At 68.7% G+C, this 14,601-nt stretch carries 15 protein-coding genes; 9 read left to right on the top strand and 6 right to left on the bottom strand.

Annotation, left to right across the window (positions count from 1 at the left end):
• Positions 1-53: 53 nt before the first annotated feature.
• On the bottom strand, positions 54-1,325 hold the full coding sequence (locus C693_RS0112280) for a 6-phosphofructokinase (protein WP_017462576.1): 1,272 nt from the start codon (positions 1,323-1,325) through the stop codon (positions 54-56).
• A 186-nt stretch (positions 1,326-1,511) separates the two neighbouring features.
• On the opposite strand from C693_RS0112280, the gene C693_RS0112275 reads away from it, so the two are divergent.
• Both C693_RS0112275 and mpl read left to right on the top strand, forming a co-directional pair.
• Positions 1,512-2,093, top strand: a complete 582-nt coding sequence (locus C693_RS0112275; protein WP_017462575.1) for an adenylate kinase — start codon at positions 1,512-1,514, stop codon at positions 2,091-2,093.
• 121 nt (positions 2,094-2,214) lie between these two features.
• Entirely contained in the window at positions 2,215-3,579 is a 1,365-nt protein-coding gene (gene mpl / locus C693_RS0112270; RefSeq protein ID WP_017462574.1) for a UDP-N-acetylmuramate:L-alanyl-gamma-D-glutamyl-meso-diaminopimelate ligase, read from the top strand.
• A gap of 1 nt (position 3,580) precedes the next feature.
• On the opposite strand, the gene C693_RS0112265 is transcribed toward mpl, so the two are convergent.
• Positions 3,581-4,993: a hypothetical protein gene (locus C693_RS0112265; protein ID WP_100243708.1), complete on the bottom strand. Its 1,413-nt coding sequence runs from the start codon at positions 4,991-4,993 to the stop codon at positions 3,581-3,583.
• A complete protein-coding gene (locus C693_RS0112260; protein WP_017462572.1) occupies positions 4,990-5,919 on the bottom strand; it encodes an ABC transporter ATP-binding protein in 930 nt (309 codons plus the stop codon). Before C693_RS0112260 ends, C693_RS0112265 begins: the two co-directional genes overlap by 4 nt.
• Positions 5,920-6,020: 101 nt before the next feature.
• On the opposite strand from C693_RS0112260, the gene C693_RS0112255 reads away from it, so the two are divergent.
• From C693_RS0112255 to C693_RS0112235, 5 genes are all read left to right on the top strand, one after another.
• On the top strand, positions 6,021-6,623 hold the full coding sequence (locus C693_RS0112255) for an LON peptidase substrate-binding domain-containing protein (protein WP_017462571.1): 603 nt from the start codon (positions 6,021-6,023) through the stop codon (positions 6,621-6,623).
• A gap of 48 nt (positions 6,624-6,671) precedes the next feature.
• Positions 6,672-7,487, top strand: a complete 816-nt coding sequence (locus C693_RS0112250) for an SDR family oxidoreductase (RefSeq protein WP_017462570.1) — start codon at positions 6,672-6,674, stop codon at positions 7,485-7,487.
• A gap of 223 nt (positions 7,488-7,710) precedes the next feature.
• On the top strand, positions 7,711-9,051 hold the full coding sequence (locus tag C693_RS0112245) for a sigma-54 dependent transcriptional regulator (protein ID WP_017462569.1): 1,341 nt from the start codon (positions 7,711-7,713) through the stop codon (positions 9,049-9,051).
• A 329-nt stretch (positions 9,052-9,380) separates the two neighbouring features.
• The gene (locus tag C693_RS0112240; protein WP_017462568.1) at positions 9,381-10,622 is read left to right on the top strand and encodes an acetylornithine transaminase; all 1,242 of its coding nucleotides are present in this window, start codon (positions 9,381-9,383) and stop codon (positions 10,620-10,622) included.
• Positions 10,619-11,041, top strand: coding sequence for a VOC family protein (locus tag C693_RS0112235; protein WP_017462567.1), 423 nt, complete (start codon positions 10,619-10,621; stop codon positions 11,039-11,041). The genes C693_RS0112240 and C693_RS0112235 overlap by 4 nt, the downstream gene beginning before the upstream one ends.
• Here C693_RS0112235 and C693_RS21740 read toward each other — a convergent pair.
• From C693_RS21740 to thiE, 3 genes are read right to left on the bottom strand one after another with little or no spacing between them, the layout of a single operon-like run.
• Positions 11,012-11,917: an ion transporter gene (locus C693_RS21740; RefSeq protein WP_017462566.1), complete on the bottom strand. Its 906-nt coding sequence runs from the start codon at positions 11,915-11,917 to the stop codon at positions 11,012-11,014. The genes C693_RS0112235 and C693_RS21740 overlap by 30 nt on opposite strands.
• A gap of 16 nt (positions 11,918-11,933) precedes the next feature.
• Positions 11,934-13,217 (bottom strand): glutamate-1-semialdehyde 2,1-aminomutase, encoded by a 1,284-nt coding sequence (gene hemL / locus C693_RS0112225; RefSeq protein WP_017462565.1) that lies wholly within the window; start codon positions 13,215-13,217, stop codon positions 11,934-11,936.
• A gap of 12 nt (positions 13,218-13,229) precedes the next feature.
• Positions 13,230-13,850, bottom strand: a complete 621-nt coding sequence (gene thiE / locus C693_RS0112220) for a thiamine phosphate synthase (protein WP_017462564.1) — start codon at positions 13,848-13,850, stop codon at positions 13,230-13,232.
• 98 nt (positions 13,851-13,948) lie between these two features.
• On the opposite strand from thiE, the gene C693_RS0112215 reads away from it, so the two are divergent.
• The gene (locus tag C693_RS0112215) at positions 13,949-14,140 is read left to right on the top strand and encodes a rubredoxin (protein ID WP_017462563.1); all 192 of its coding nucleotides are present in this window, start codon (positions 13,949-13,951) and stop codon (positions 14,138-14,140) included.
• Positions 14,141-14,250: 110 nt separating this feature from the next.
• Positions 14,251-14,448, top strand: coding sequence for a hypothetical protein (locus C693_RS0112210; RefSeq protein ID WP_017462562.1), 198 nt, complete (start codon positions 14,251-14,253; stop codon positions 14,446-14,448).
• The last annotated feature ends 153 nt before the right edge of the window (positions 14,449-14,601 follow it).

The following is a 14,601-nucleotide window of genomic DNA, read 5'->3' as shown; positions in this document are numbered from 1 at the left end:
ACCTGTCGTGTCCGGCAGCTTTCAGACAGGGGTCATCAAGCTGAGCGAGTCGTTCATTCTTGCTTCGGGGGAAGCCGCCTGGTTACAGATGCGAGGCGCAGATGGCCGTAAGCAGGAAGTCCGTCACGCCTCCATGGCAGCGGCGCCTCGCCGGCGATCAATGGCGACAGGTAGCGGCGGGCGGCCGCCGTGATGCCGAAGCCGTCGCGACGGATGAACCCCTTCGGCATCTTCTTTTCCTTGTTGGCGATCTTCGCCAGCGGCGCCGGCTCCACCTTCCAGCGGTAGGGCGCGTCGGACGTGCGCACGATCACTGGCATCACCGCGTTCATGCCGGCCAGCGCGTAGTCGACCGCGGCCTTGCCGACCGCGTAGGCCTGCTCGGCATCCACCTTCGACGCGGCATGGCGCGCCGAGCGCTGCAGGTAGTCCGGCAGCGCCCAGTGGTACTTGTAGCCGAGCTTCTCCTTGACCAGCCGCGCCAGCACCGGCGCGACGCCGCCGAGCTGGGTGTGGCCGAACGCGTCGCGCGTGCCGGCCTCGGCAAGGAACTGGCCCTGCGCATTGCGCACGCCCTCGGAGGCGACCACGGTGCACCAGCCGACGCGCTCCACCGTAGCCTTCACTTTCGCCAGGAAGGCGGCCTCGTCGAAGGGCACTTCCGGAAACAGGATGACGTGTGGCGCGCCGTCCACCCCATCGCCAGCCAGGCCGGCCGCCGCGGCGATCCAGCCCGCGTGGCGTCCCATCACCTCGAGGATGAACACCTTGGTCGAGGTCTCGGCCATCGAGGCGACGTCCAGGCTCGCCTCCAGTGTGGAGACCGCCGTGTACTTGGCCACCGAGCCGAAGCCAGGGCAGCAGTCGGTGATCGCCAGGTCGTTGTCCACCGTCTTCGGCACGCCGATGCAATGGATGTCATAGCCCATCGCCTTGCCCAGCTGCGAGACCTTCAGCGCGGTGTCGGCCGAGTCGTTGCCGCCGTTGTAGAGAAACCAGCGGATGTCATGGGCACGGAACACCTCGATCAGCCGCTCGTACTCGGCCCGGTTCGCCTCCAGCGACTTGAGCTTGTAGCGGCAACTGCCGAACGCGCCGCCCGGCGTGTGACGCAGGGCGGTGATGGCCGCTCTGGTCTCCCTGGTGGTATCGATCAGATCCTCGCGAAGGGCGCCTAGGATGCCGTTGCGCGCGGCGTAGACCGGCACGCCCTTCGCGCGCGCTGCCTCGATCACACCCGCCGCGGTGGCGTTGATCACCGAAGTGACGCCGCCGGATTGCGCATACAGCAGACGGCCTTGGGAACTACGGTTGGCACGGGTCATGCGGACTCCTCGATTCACTCGTTGCGCCGCGTCAATTCGACTTTGGCAGGACAGACAGACACTTGCCGCATCGCGGGCGCCAGATTGGTTTGACGACCCCGGGGCCAGACGGTACTTTGAGCGTCATTTTGATGAATCCGGCGAAGCGCCGCAGCGTGCGGCCCGACGCGGATGGTGTGGAGCATTATGCGACTCGTGCTACTCGGCGCGCCCGGTTCGGGCAAGGGAACCCAGGCTGGCCGGCTCAAGGCCGAACTCGGCGTTCCGCACATCTCCACTGGCGACATGCTGCGCGCCGCCGTCGCGGCCGGTACAGCCCTGGGCATGAAGGCCAAGGCGGTCATGGATGCCGGGCACCTGGTGTCCGACGACATCCTGCTCGGCATGCTGGAAGAGCGCCTCGCCCAGGACGACGCCCGCGCAGGCTTCATCCTCGATGGTTACCCGCGCAATCTCGCCCAGGCTGCTGCGCTGGACGAGCTGCTGGCCAAGATCGGCCAGCCGCTGGATGCGGTGGTCAAGCTGGAGGTGCCCAACCAGGCGATCATCGAGCGCTGTGAGCTGCGCTTCGCGGCCGAGGGCCGGGCCGACGACAACCCCGACACCGTGCGTCGCCGTCTCGGCGTGTATGCCGAACAGACGGCTCCGGTGGCCGATTTCTATTCCCGTCGCGGCAAGCTGCAGGTGGTCGACGGCGTGGGTGACCTGGACGAGGTCACCGCCCGGGTGAAGCGGGCGCTGGCCGGCGACTCGGCCACGGTGAACTGATCCGGCGCGCGTTCCGCCCGCGTGGCATCCCAGCGGCAGCGCCCGGTGCGCTGCCGTTGTCGTTTTCGGCGGGATACTTCCCCCGGCGCGCCCGGCGCGATGATCTCCAGAAGGACTCTCCATGCGTCTGCATATCCTCGGTATCTGCGGCACCTTCATGGGCGGCGTGGCGGCGCTCGCGCGCGAGCTCGGCCATACCGTGGAAGGCAGCGATGCCAACGTCTACCCCCCGATGAGCACCCAGCTCGAGGCGCTCGGCATCCGCCTGATGGAAGGCTATGCCGCCGGGCACCTGCAGCCGGCGCCGGATCGGGTGGTGGTCGGCAATGCGATGACCCGCGGCAACCCGGCCATCGAGTACATGCTGGACGTGCAGCTGAGCTACATCTCCGGCCCGCAGTGGCTGGGCGAGACGCTGCTGCCCGGTCGCGAGGTGCTGGCCGTGGCCGGCACCCACGGCAAGACCACCACCAGCAGCCTGCTTGCCCATCTGCTTGAGAGCGCGGGGCTGGCACCGGGCTTCCTGGTCGGCGGCGTGCCGGGCAACTTCGGTGTGTCGGCGCGGCTGGGTAGCGGCAAGCCGTTCGTGATCGAGGCGGACGAGTACGACACCGCGTTCTTCGACAAGCGCTCGAAGTTCGTGCACTACCGGCCGCGCATCGCCATCCTCAACAACCTCGAGTACGACCATGCGGACATCTTCCCCGACGTGGCGGCAATCCAGCGCCAGTTCCACCATCTGGTGCGCACCGTGCCGGGCAACGGACGGCTGATCGTCAACGCGCATGACGCCTACCTGGCCGAGGTGCTGGCCATGGGCTGCTGGACGCCGGTGGAGACCTTCGGCATCGGCGAGGGCGACTGGCAGGCCGAGCTGGTCGAGGCGGACGGCACGCGCTTCACGGTGAGCCACCTCGGCGAACGGCTGGGTGAGGTCGCCTGGCCGCTGCTGGGGCGGCACAATGTGATGAACGCGCTGGCCGCACTGGCGGCCGCGGCGGCCGCCGGCGCCGATCCGGTGGCCCTGCTGCCGGCGTTCGCCGACTTCCGCAGCGCGGCGCGGCGCATGGAGCAGGTGGCGGAGGTCGACGGCATCACCGTCTACGACGATTTCGCCCATCACCCCACGGCGATCGCCACCACGCTGGCCGGGCTGCGCGCGAAGGTCGGCAAGGCGCGCATCCTCGTGGCGCTGGAGCCGCGTTCGAACTCGATGCGGCTGGGCGCGCATGCCGAAGGCCTGGCCCCTTCGCTGGCCGATGCCGATACGGTCGTGTTCCTGCATCGTCCGGAGCTGCCGTGGGATGCGCAGAACGTCACCGGCGCGCTCGGCGGCCGAGGTCGCACCGCGCCCACCGTCGATGCGCTGATCGATGCGCTGCAGGCGGCGGCCCGGCCCGGCGACCACGTGGTGTTCATGTCCAACGGCGGCTTCGAGGCGGCGCCGCGGCGCTTCGCCGAGGCGCTGCGGCAGCGCGGCGGCTGATTCAGGCCGGCGGCGGGTCGAAGCAGGGCGCGCGGCGCTGGTACTCGCGCTGCGCGGCGAACCACACGCCCAGGCCGAAGCTGATCGCCACCAGCGCCAGCAGCGCGCCGCCCAGCGCCACGCCGAGCAGGCCGAGCAGCACGTAGCCGCCCCAATAGCTGCCCATCGCACCCAGCACCACCACGATATTGACCAGGCCGCGGCCGAAGCTGCCCTCCGGCCCGATCAGGTGAACCGCCAGCGCCACCAGGCTGGCGGCCGCGCCGACGATTGCCGCGGTCACCAGCATCCGGCCGGGCTCGGTGGCGTGTGCCAGCACGATGCCCAGTGCGGTGTAGGCCAGTGCGCTCAGTACCGTCACCGGCACCAGCAGCAGCAGCGCGTGCACGAGGGTGCGCTGGTAATCGGCGCGGGTCTCCGGCGCCAGCGTGAGGTAGAGGTCGGCCAGATTCGGCCGCATCCGAAGCATGCCGCGCCCCAGTTGCGGAAACCGGGTCAGTGACAACAACACTGCGTAGGCGCCGATCACTGCCGCGTTGTAGTGCGGCCGGTGCAGGATGGCGAAGAAGTAGATCCCGACGATGGCGGCGACCAGCACCAGCCGAAGCGCAATCGCTTCCGGGTTGTCGTGCGGCAGCAGCAGGCTGCGGATCAGGGTCATGCGCTGGCGTGCCCCGGGGTGCCGGCGATACGCCATCAGCGCCCGCTCCATCGCCCGCTGCGCCATGCCGTCGAACCAGCCCTGAATACGTTTGCCGATCGCGCCACGCGCCGGGCGCCCCTCCATCGCCCGGGATTGCACCCGGCCCATCCCGGTGCTCTCCAATGGCGAAGTGCCCGGCTCGACGTCCTCGATGCGCAGCAGCGGTTGCAGGGCCAGGCGGAACACGAGTACGGCGGCGAGGGTCAGCAGCACCGGCGTCCACGGCGATTGCAGGGCGATCTCGCCGACGCGCGCGGCCAGCCGCGGCTTCCAGCCGATCGCGATGAAGCCGATCCAGATGACCAGGCTGACCCGTTTGCCCGTGCCGCTGGCCAGGCCCAGGGCGGTGGCCAGCATCAGTCCACTGGCCGCGAGCAGGACGTGGGGCATGCCCGCCAACGCGGCCATGGTGGCCGGGAGCGCAATCCACAGCACCAGGTCCAGCGCGCCGGCGCCGGCCAGCCGCGCGCGGAACCGCGGCAGCAGGAGACTCTCCGGCCGGCACAGGCCGCGCAACATCTGCCCCTGGCCGAGGTGCCAGAACCAGCTGCCGAACGCCATGGCGTTCAATCCCATGCCCGCCAGGTGGGCGCCCTCGCGCAGGGACGCCACCAGCAAGGCCACCCCTACCAGCCAGATTGCCCCGGCCAGCACCACCAGGACCGCCATCTGCCGCCACAGCAGCAGCGACAGTTGCCACACCGCCCTCACGCGAGCTCCACGAACAGGTCTTCCAGCGTCGGTGTCTCGACCTGCACGGTCGCGCCTTCGCGCACGGCCAGCGCCTCCAGGCTCGGTTGCACCGGATCTTCCACCAGCAACTCGGCGCGCGCGTCCTTGACGGTGGCCTTGAGCAGGCCAGCCACCACCGGCGCCTGCGGCCAGCCGCTTTCCCGCGTGAACACCACGCGGCGCAAACGGGCGCGTAGTTCGGCCAACGGCCGGGTGAACTGGATCCTGCCGTCGCGCAGCAGCGCGATATCCGCCTCGGCGCGCTCCAGGTCAGCGGTGATGTGGGTGGAGAAGATCACCGTCTTGTCCGGCCCCCGCATCAGCTCCAGCAGCTCGGCCATGAAGGCGCGGCGGGCCTGCGGATCGAGGCTGGCGACCGGCTCGTCGAGCACCAGCAAATCCGGTTCCGGTGCAATGGCACGGACGATCGCCAGCTTCTGCCGCTGACCCTGCGATAGCTGGCCGATCTTCTGCTTCGGATCCAGTTGCCAGTCGCCGAGCAGGCGGTCGGCCAGCGAGGTGTTCCAGCGTGCGTAGAACGCGGCGGTGAAGTCGAGGTAGGCACGTACCTTCATCCAGGGGAAAAGGTCGAAGGTCTGCGGAACGAAGCCAATGCGGTGCATGCGCTCGCCGCCCGGCTCGGTCATCGGTGCGCCGAACAGCGAGATCTCGCCGCTGTCGATCGGCGACAGCCCGAGCAGGCAGCGCAGCAGGGTGGTCTTGCCGGCACCGTTGCGTCCAAGCAGGCCGATCACCCGACCGGCCGGCACACTCCAGTCCAGTGCGCGCAGCACCTCGCGCTTGGCGAAGGATTTCTCCAGTCGCTGCACCGTCACCACCGCAGGCGACGGGGCCGGCGGATTTGGCGGGGGGTTGGCCGTTGGCGAGAGGTCGAAGAGGGACATCCGTGCTCCTGGGGGCTGGTGCATCCGTCGAGGACGACGATCCGAGCATCGTCCATCGGAGCGGCGGGCTGCGGCAACCATCGGCCGGTACACTTCGGGACATGGACGCCCCGACACCTCTGGTCGATCTGCCGCTGTTTCCGCTCGCGACGGTGCTTTACCCCGGGGCACCGTTGCAGCTGCGCATCCTCGAGCCGCGTTACCTGGACATGGTGCGCGAGTGCGCGCGGACCGGTGGAGGATTCGGCGTCTGCCTGATCATGGACGGCTACGAGGTCGGTGAGCCGGCCCTGCCCGCGGCGGTCGGCACGGTAGCGACCATCACCGATTTCCATACCACCGCCGAGGGCCTGCTGGGCATCGTGGCGCGCGGCGGTGCGCGTTTCCGCGTCGAGCGAACGCGGGCCGGCGGCGATGGCCTGCTGCGCGGCGACGTGGCGTTGTGGCCGGACGAGCCCCGGGTGCAGGTCCCGGTGGAATTCGCGTTGCTGCAGGTCATTCTGGAGCGGCTGGTGGAGACGCTCGGCCCACATTGGCGCGACGCTCCCCAGACCGACTACGACGATGCCAGCTGGCTCGGTTTCCGTTTGGCCGAGTTGCTGCCGCTGGCCAATCCGGAGCGCCAGCAACTGCTCGAGCTGACCGATCCGGTGGAACGCCTGGCCGAGCTGCGCGACATCCTGCCTCGCTTCCAGAAGCCCTGACGACGGGCGCTACACTCCCGCTTCCGAGACGACGCGTGGAGCACGAGCATGACCACCCTGGCCGGCAAGACCTTGTTCATCACTGGCGCATCGCGCGGCATCGGCCTGGCGATCGCGCTGCGCGCGGCGCGTGATGGAGCCAACGTGGTGATCGCGGCGAAGAGTGGCGTGGCCAATCCCAAGCTGCCCGGAACGATCCATACCGCGGCAGCTGCAGTCGAGGAGGCCGGTGGCCGCGCGCTGGCGCTCAAGGTCGACATCCGTGACGAGACTCAGGTGGTCGACGCCGCCGCACAGGCGGCCGAGCACTTCGGAGGCATCGACATCCTGGTCAACAACGCGAGCGCGATCTGGCTGGCGGGTGTCGAAGGCACGCCGATGAAGCGTTTCGACCTGATGAGCCAGGTCAACACCCGCGGTACATTCGTGACCACCCAGGCCTGTCTTCCCTACCTCAAGCGCGCCGCCAATCCGCACGTACTGATGCTGTCGCCGCCGCCCACGCTCGACCCGAAGTGGTTCGCGCCGCATACCGCCTACACGATCGCCAAGATGGGCATGAGCCTGTGCGTGCTCGGCATGGCCGAAGAGTTCCGACCGCTCGGCATCGCCGTCAATGCGCTGTGGCCGCGCACGGTGATTGCCACGGCGGCGATCGCGATGATCGATGGCGTGAGGCCGGAAAACTGCCGCACCCCGGCAATCGTTGCCGACGCCGCACACGCGATGCTGGTGCGATCGTCGCGGGAAATGACCGGGCGATTCGCCATCGATGACGAAGTGCTGGCCGGGACCGGCGTGACCGATTTCGATCGATATGCCGTACATCCCGGTGCATCGCTACTGCCGGACCTGTTCCTCTAGGCAGCTGGGCGCTGGCGGACGGGACTGGCGATTCATGAATGCTAAGTCCATGAATATTAGATAAATATTTACGAAATTCCGCAGCTGGATCCTGCCCTGTTTACGTGCTTCTGTCATGGACGAGGCGTAGCATGTTGCGCTGTTGTGTCGCGGTAAGGGCGTTCGACCGCGAGACAGCACCACGTGAGGGGCCACAGGGGGACCATCGGCTGGGGAGATGGCCATGCAGTTGGATGTGGTCGCAGCGCAACGCTGCGTGATTTGGCTCGGCAGGCCCACCGGCGAGGAGGTTCGGGCGCTGGCGAGCGAGGGCTGGTCGATCAGGGTGGTCGATGCAGTCGATGTCGGCAGGCTGCAGCAGCGCGAGGGCGACCCGATGGTCGCACTGGCTGACCTGCGCGGCTGCGATGCGCAGATGCAGTCGGCGATTGCCCGCCAGCTAGAGGGATCCCCCAACCTGACCTGGCTGGCCTTGCTGGGGGCCGGCACCACGACAGGATCCCAGGCGGTGCAGCGTATTCTCAGGGACAGCGCCGAGTACTTCACCGTGCCGTTGGATGTCGCGCGGCTGGCCAGGGTGTTGTCCTCGATCGCACAGGGCACGCCGGCAGCGGAGGGGGAGGACTTCCCGGATATCGTCGGGCAGAGCGATATCGTCCTCAGCATGTGCTCGCACCTGCGCAAGTTCGCCCCGGTGGACCTACCGGTGCTGATCACCGGCGAGACCGGCACTGGCAAGGAGGGGGCCGCACAGGCCCTGCATCGGTTGTCGCGGCGGCGAGACCGCCCCTTCGTTCCAATCAACTGCGGCGCCTTGCCGGTACATCTGGTGCAGTCCGAACTGTTCGGGCATGAGCGAGGCGCATTCACCGGTGCCACGGCGAGGCGGATCGGTCACATCGAGAGTGCGGCGGGAGGCACGATATTCCTCGACGAGATCGGCGACCTTCCGCTTGATGCGCAGACCAGCCTGCTGCGCTTCCTGCAGGAGGGCACGATCGAGCGGCTCGGCAGCAGCCAGCCAATCCGCGCCGATGCACGCGTGGTGGCGGCGACCCACGTGGACCTGGAGCGCGCGGTCGAGGCCGGTCGGTTTCGCGAGGACCTTTTCTACCGGCTCAACGTACTGCGCCTGGCCGTACCGCCGCTGCGCGAGCGGGGCGGCGATGTCGAGCTGATCGCCCAGCACGTGCTCGATCGCTTCCGCGAGCACCATTCCTGCCGTGCCCGGACTTTCGGCACGGCGGCGCGTGCGGCGATGCGAAGGTATGCGTGGCCCGGCAACGTGCGCGAGCTGATCAACCGTGTGCAGCGCGCGGCGGTGGTGGCGGAAGATGCGGTGATCGGAGCCGCGGATCTGGACCTGTCCACTGCCGTGGGGCAGGGCGACGGTGTTGCCTCTTTGGACGCCACCCGGGTCCGGGCGGAGCGGGAAGCCATCCTCGCCTGCCTGCGCGAGAGTCGCTTCAACATCAGCGAGTGCGCGCGTCGCCTCAGCATCTCGCGGGTCACCGTGTACCGGCTGTGCAAGAAGCACCACCTGGCGCTCGACCAGCTGCGCTAAGCCGGATGGTCGCGGGAAGCATGGGCGGCGCCTGTCGTGGGCGCCGGCATCGGACGTCCCATCACGTGGCGCCTGAGCCCGTGCGAACCGCAGGCGGTGACGTCACCCTCGCCTCGCCCGGCGCGACAGCAGTCACTTCGGACGGTATTTGGCGGCCACCGGTCCGCTTCCGGAGCAGCGAGCGGAAGGGTGTTGCGGAGGGGATGTCCGAATCGCGGGGGCTCTTGATTCTGCCGTTTGCGCTCCGTGCAAAGACTTTGGCGAGGTTCTACGATGGCGCCCCCTTCACCCTTGGCGGCGTCCGTTGCCCGGCGCCCGTTGGATCGGCGATGCAATCGAAGAATGGCCGTCTCATAGAGCTTGGCAAACGCTACTGGCTGCCGGTGTACAAGCCCCGCGAGCTGGTGCTCGACCACGGCAAGGGCGCGAGGGTGTGGGATACCGAGGGGCGCGAGTACATCGATTTCGGCGCGGGTATCGCGGTGAACGCGCTGGGCCATGCCGATCCGGAGCTGCTCGCCGCCCTCACCGCGCAGGCCGGCAAGCTGTGGCACAGCTCGAACGTGTTCTACACGGAGCCGCCGCTGCGGCTGGCCGAGGAGCTGGTCGAGGCGTCCGGCTTCGCCGAGCGCGTGTTCTTCTGCAACTCGGGCGCGGAGGCGAACGAGGCGGCGATCAAGCTGGTGCGCAAGTGGGCCACCGCACAGGGCCGGCCGCCGGAGCGTCGCACCATCGTCACCTTCCGCGGCTCGTTCCACGGCCGCACGCTGGCCACCGTCACCGCGACCGCACAACCGAAGTACCAGGAAGGCTACGAGCCGCTGCCGGCCGGCTTCCGCTACATCGATTTCAACGACGTGGCCGCGCTGGAGGCCGCGTTCGCCCCGGGCGACGTCGCCGCCGTGATGCTCGAGCCAGTGCAGGGCGAAGGTGGCGTGCTGCCGGCGGCGCCGGGCTTCCTCCAGCGCGTGCGCGCGCTGTGCGACCAGCACGGCGCGCTGCTGGTGCTCGACGAGATCCAGTGCGGCATGGGCCGCACCGGCACCCTGTTCGCCCACGTCCAGGACCACGTCACGCCGGACATCGTCACCCTGGCCAAGGCGCTCGGTTGCGGCTTCCCGATCGGCGCGATGCTGGCCGGACCGAAGGTGGCCCAGGTGATGCAGTACGGCGCGCACGGCACCACCTTCGGCGGCAATCCGATGGGTGCGGCGGTGGCGCGGGTGGCGCTGGCCAGGCTCGGCTCACCGGAGGTGTTGTTGAACGTGGAGCGTCAGGCGCACGACCTGCGCGAGGGGCTGGCGCACATCAACGCGGAACTGGGGCTGTTCGAGCAGGTGCGCGGCCGCGGCCTGATGCTGGGCGCGGTGCTGGCCGGGCCGTGGAAGGGGCGGGCCGGCGAGGCGCTCGACCACGCCGCGGCCCACGGCCTGCTGCTGCTGCAGGCCGGCCCGGACGTGCTGCGCTTCGTGCCGCCCCTGGTGCTCACCGACGCGGACGTCGCCGAGGGCCTGCAGCGCCTGCGCGCGGCTCTGGCGGATTTCGTCGCGGCGACGGGAGCGACGGCGTGAAGTACCTCCACACCATGGTCCGCGTGCACGACCTCGACGCCTCGCTGCGCTTCTACTGCGAGGGTCTTGGCCTGCGCGAGGTGCGCCGGCGCGAGGTGCCGGCCGGCAAGTTCACCCTGGTGTTCCTGGCCGCACCGGAGAGCCCGGACGCGGAGATCGAGCTCACCTGGAACTGGGACTCCAGCGAGGATTACGGGTCGGCCCGCAACTTCGGCCACCTGGCGTTCCGCGTGGACGACATCTACGCCACCTGCGCCCACCTGCAGGCGATGGGCTACACCATCCATCGTCCGCCGCGCGACGGGCACATGGCCTTCGTCCGCTCGCCGGACCTGATTTCGGTGGAGCTGCTGCAGGCCGGCGACGCGCTGCCGCCGGCCGAGCCGTGGTCATCGATGCCGAACACCGGCAGCTGGTGAATCCGCCCCCGGCGTTCCGGGCCGGGGCAGCTTCTCGCCGCAGTGGCGGCAGAACCGTGCATCCGCCTCGTGGCCGGCCAGCCCGCATCCTTCGCAGCGCCGCGCTTCGCGCGCCTGGCGCATGCCGTTGGCCAGCTCGGCGGTGAAGATGCCGGTCGGCACCACGATGATGCTGTAGCCGACCAGGATGATCAGCGAAGTGAACATCTGGCCCAGCGGCGTTTTCGGCGTGATGTCGCCGAATCCCACCGTCGTCATCGTCACCACCGCCCAGTACATCGACTGCGGGATCGAGGTGAAGCCGTGCTCGGGGCCCTCGATCAGGTACATCGCCGCGCCGAAGATGAGCACCAGCGTCAGGAAGGTGCTGACGAAGACCAGGATCTTCCTCCGGCTGCGGATCAGCGCCGACCAGAGCAGGGTCGCCTCGCCCACGTAACGCGTGAGCTTGAGCACGCGGAAAATGCGCAGGATGCGCAGCGCCCGGATCACCAGCAGATACTGGCTGCCGGTCAGCACAAGGCTCAGGTAGGTCGGCAGCACCGACAGCAGGTCGACGACGCCGAAGAAGCTGCGCGCATAGCGCCAGGGACGCCGCACCACATAGAGCCGGACCAGATACTCGGCGGTGAAGACCACGGTGAACAGCCATTCGAGGAGATAAAGCAGCTCGCCGAAGCGCTGATGCAGGGACTGCACCGAGTCCAGCATGGTCACCAGGATGCTGGCGACGATCGCCACGATGAGTGCCACATCGAACAGGCGGCCGGCACGATCGTGGTGGCCGAAGATCACGTGGAACCAGCGCTCGCGCCAGGCCGCACCCGCGGCCGGGCGCGGTTCGCCGGGGCGTGGTGGTGTCGGTTCCCCGCTCATCCCCGGCACCCCCGGATCAGTCCTGGGTCAGGGCGGTCATGACCTGGCGCGCCGCCTCCAGCGTGGCGGCGATGTCTTCATCGCTGTGCGCCGAGGACATGAAGCCCGCCTCGAACGCGCTCGGTGCCAGGTAGATACCCCGCTCGAGCATGCCGTGGAAGAAGCGGTTGAACCGCGCGGTGTCGGCGGCGGTGGCCTGGGCGAAGGTCTCGACCTTCTCGCCGCTGAAGAACAGGCCGAACATGCCGCCGACGCAGTTCGTGCTGAACGCCACGCCTGCGCCGTCCGCCACCGCCTGCAGGCCATCGCACAGCAGGCGTGTCCGGACCGCCAGCGCATCGTGGAAGCCCGGGGCCTGGACCAGCCCGAGCATGGCCAGGCCGGCGGCCATCGCCACCGGATTGCCGCTCAGCGTGCCCGCCTGGTAGATCGGCCCGGCCGGTGCCACCTGCTCCATCAGGTCGCGGCGGCCGCCGTAGGCGCCGACCGGCATGCCCCCGCCGATCACCTTGCCGAAGGTGGTCAGGTCGGGTTTCACGCCGTAGTGCGCCTGGGCACCGCCGAGCGCCACGCGGAAGCCGGTCATCACCTCGTCGAAGATCAGCAGGGCGCCATGCTCGTCGCACAGCGTGCGCAGGCCCCCGAGGTAGCCCTCGCGTGGGAGGATGCAGTTCATGTTGCCGGCGACCGGCTCGATGATCAGCGCGGCGATGTCCTGACCATGCTCGGCGAACAGCGCTCGCGCCGCGTCGAGGTCGTTGTAGGGCAGGGTGAGTGTGAGGTCGGCGTTCTGCTTGGGCACGCCCGGCGACGTGGGTACACCGAACGTAAGCGCGCCCGAGCCGGCCTTCACCAGGAAGCTGTCGCCATGGCCGTGGTAACAGCCCTCGAACTTCACGATGCGGCTGCGGCCGGTGGCCCCGCGAGCCAGGCGGATCGCCGACATCGTGGCCTCGGTGCCGGAATTGACCATCCGCACCATCTCCATCGAGGGCACCAGCCGCGCGATCGTCTCGGCCATGGTCACTTCCGCCGGGCAGGGCGTGCCGAACGACAGGCCGTCGCGAACCGCCCGCTCCACGGCGTCGCGCACTGCCGGATGGTTGTGGCCGGCGATCATCGGTCCCCAAGAGCCGACATAGTCGATATACCGTTTGCCCTCGACGTCCCACAGGTAGGCGCCGTCGGCGCGCGCAGTGAAGAACGGCTCGCCGCCGACCGACTTGAAGGCGCGCACGGGAGAATTCACGCCGCCGGGCATCAACTGGCGCGCGCGCTGGAAGAGTTCGTGGTTCGTCATGCGTATTCCGGGTCAGGCGTGGAAGAGGGAGGCCAGCTGCGCGGTCGCGGCACGCGGATCGTCGGTGCCGAACACCGCGGATACCGTGGCGAGAAACTCCGCCCCGGCCGCCACCAGCAGCCCGCCATTGTCGAGGCTGATTCCACCGATCGCCACCCGGGGAATGCCGACGTGCCGCGTTTCATGCAGGAGCTCGATCGGTGCGCGCCCGGCCCCGGGCTTGGTCGGGGATGCATAGAAAGCGCCAAACGACACGTAGCTTGCTCCAGCGGCCGCCGCCGTCGACGCGAGCGCGGCCGAGGCGTAGCAGGAGACGCCGACAATAGCGTCCGGCCCGAGCGCCGCGCGGACGCGGGCCGGTGATCCGTCAGCCTGGCTCAGGTGTACGCCGTCGGCGTCGACGGCCGTGGCTAGTGCGACATCGTGGTCGATGACCAGCGGTACGTGGTGACGCCGGCACAGCTGGGCCAAGGCCCGCGCTTCGTTCGCACGGCGAGCGTCGTCCTGGGTGAGGTCGCGGTACTGGACCATCGCGGCGCCGCCGGAGAGCGCCTCGGCGACGCGTTCCACCAGGCCGGTGGGGCGGTCATCCGTAATGACATAGATGCCGCGGGCAGGGAGTGGAGTCTTCATAAGTTCCCATGATGCCGCAATCCGCGGCGCCCGCCCGCCTTTCGCGGGCGCTGGCGAGTTGCGAGAATGGCCGCTCCACCCATACGACGGAACATGCAATGACAGACAGCACCGCTCCCGCCGCGCGCAAGTGGATGTGCGTGGTTTGCGGCTTCATCTATGACGAGGCGATCGGCCTGCCGGAAGAGGACATCGCACCCGGTACGCGTTGGGAAGACGTGCCCGACACCTGGACGTGCCCTGACTGCGGTGCGACCAAGGACGACTTCGAGATGATCGAGGTGGACTGATCCGGGCCTCTCCTTGCCCGCATTTTGTCCTTTGCCGCCCTGGGGCGGGCATCTACCGATGATGTGATGTTCCTGCGCTGATCCAAGCGCGCGACCCAAGGAGCATCGCCATGAAACAGTTCATCCCGCTCGAGGACGACTGGACGCTGATCGAGGCCTTCCTCGGCCAACGCCTCGTGCCCTACCAGGTCGGCATGCCCTGTGTACATGAGGATGGCGTGCGGCGGTCTGGCCGCGATCGCGCCATGGGCCTCGGGGAGAAAAAAATCACCGCGCCCCCTTCACAGCTCTCCGATGCGGCGCTATGATTCTCGCCCCTCGACGAGCAGCCGCTCTGTCGAGGGGTTTTACGCCCTCCGGCGACGCGAAAAAAGTTCTTCGCGAGGTGTTGACGGGCAGTGAAATCGATGTAGAATGAGCGGCTCACCTGAGGCGAAACGCTTCGGGGCGATTCGAGAAAC

Origin of the sequence: Dyella ginsengisoli LA-4 (assembly GCF_000334915.1) — a bacterium.
Taxonomy (GTDB): Bacteria; Pseudomonadota; Gammaproteobacteria; order Xanthomonadales; family Rhodanobacteraceae; genus Dyella_A; species Dyella_A ginsengisoli_A.
Note: the sequence above shows the minus strand (reverse complement) of the source record. Positions and strands in the feature narration are given on the sequence as shown.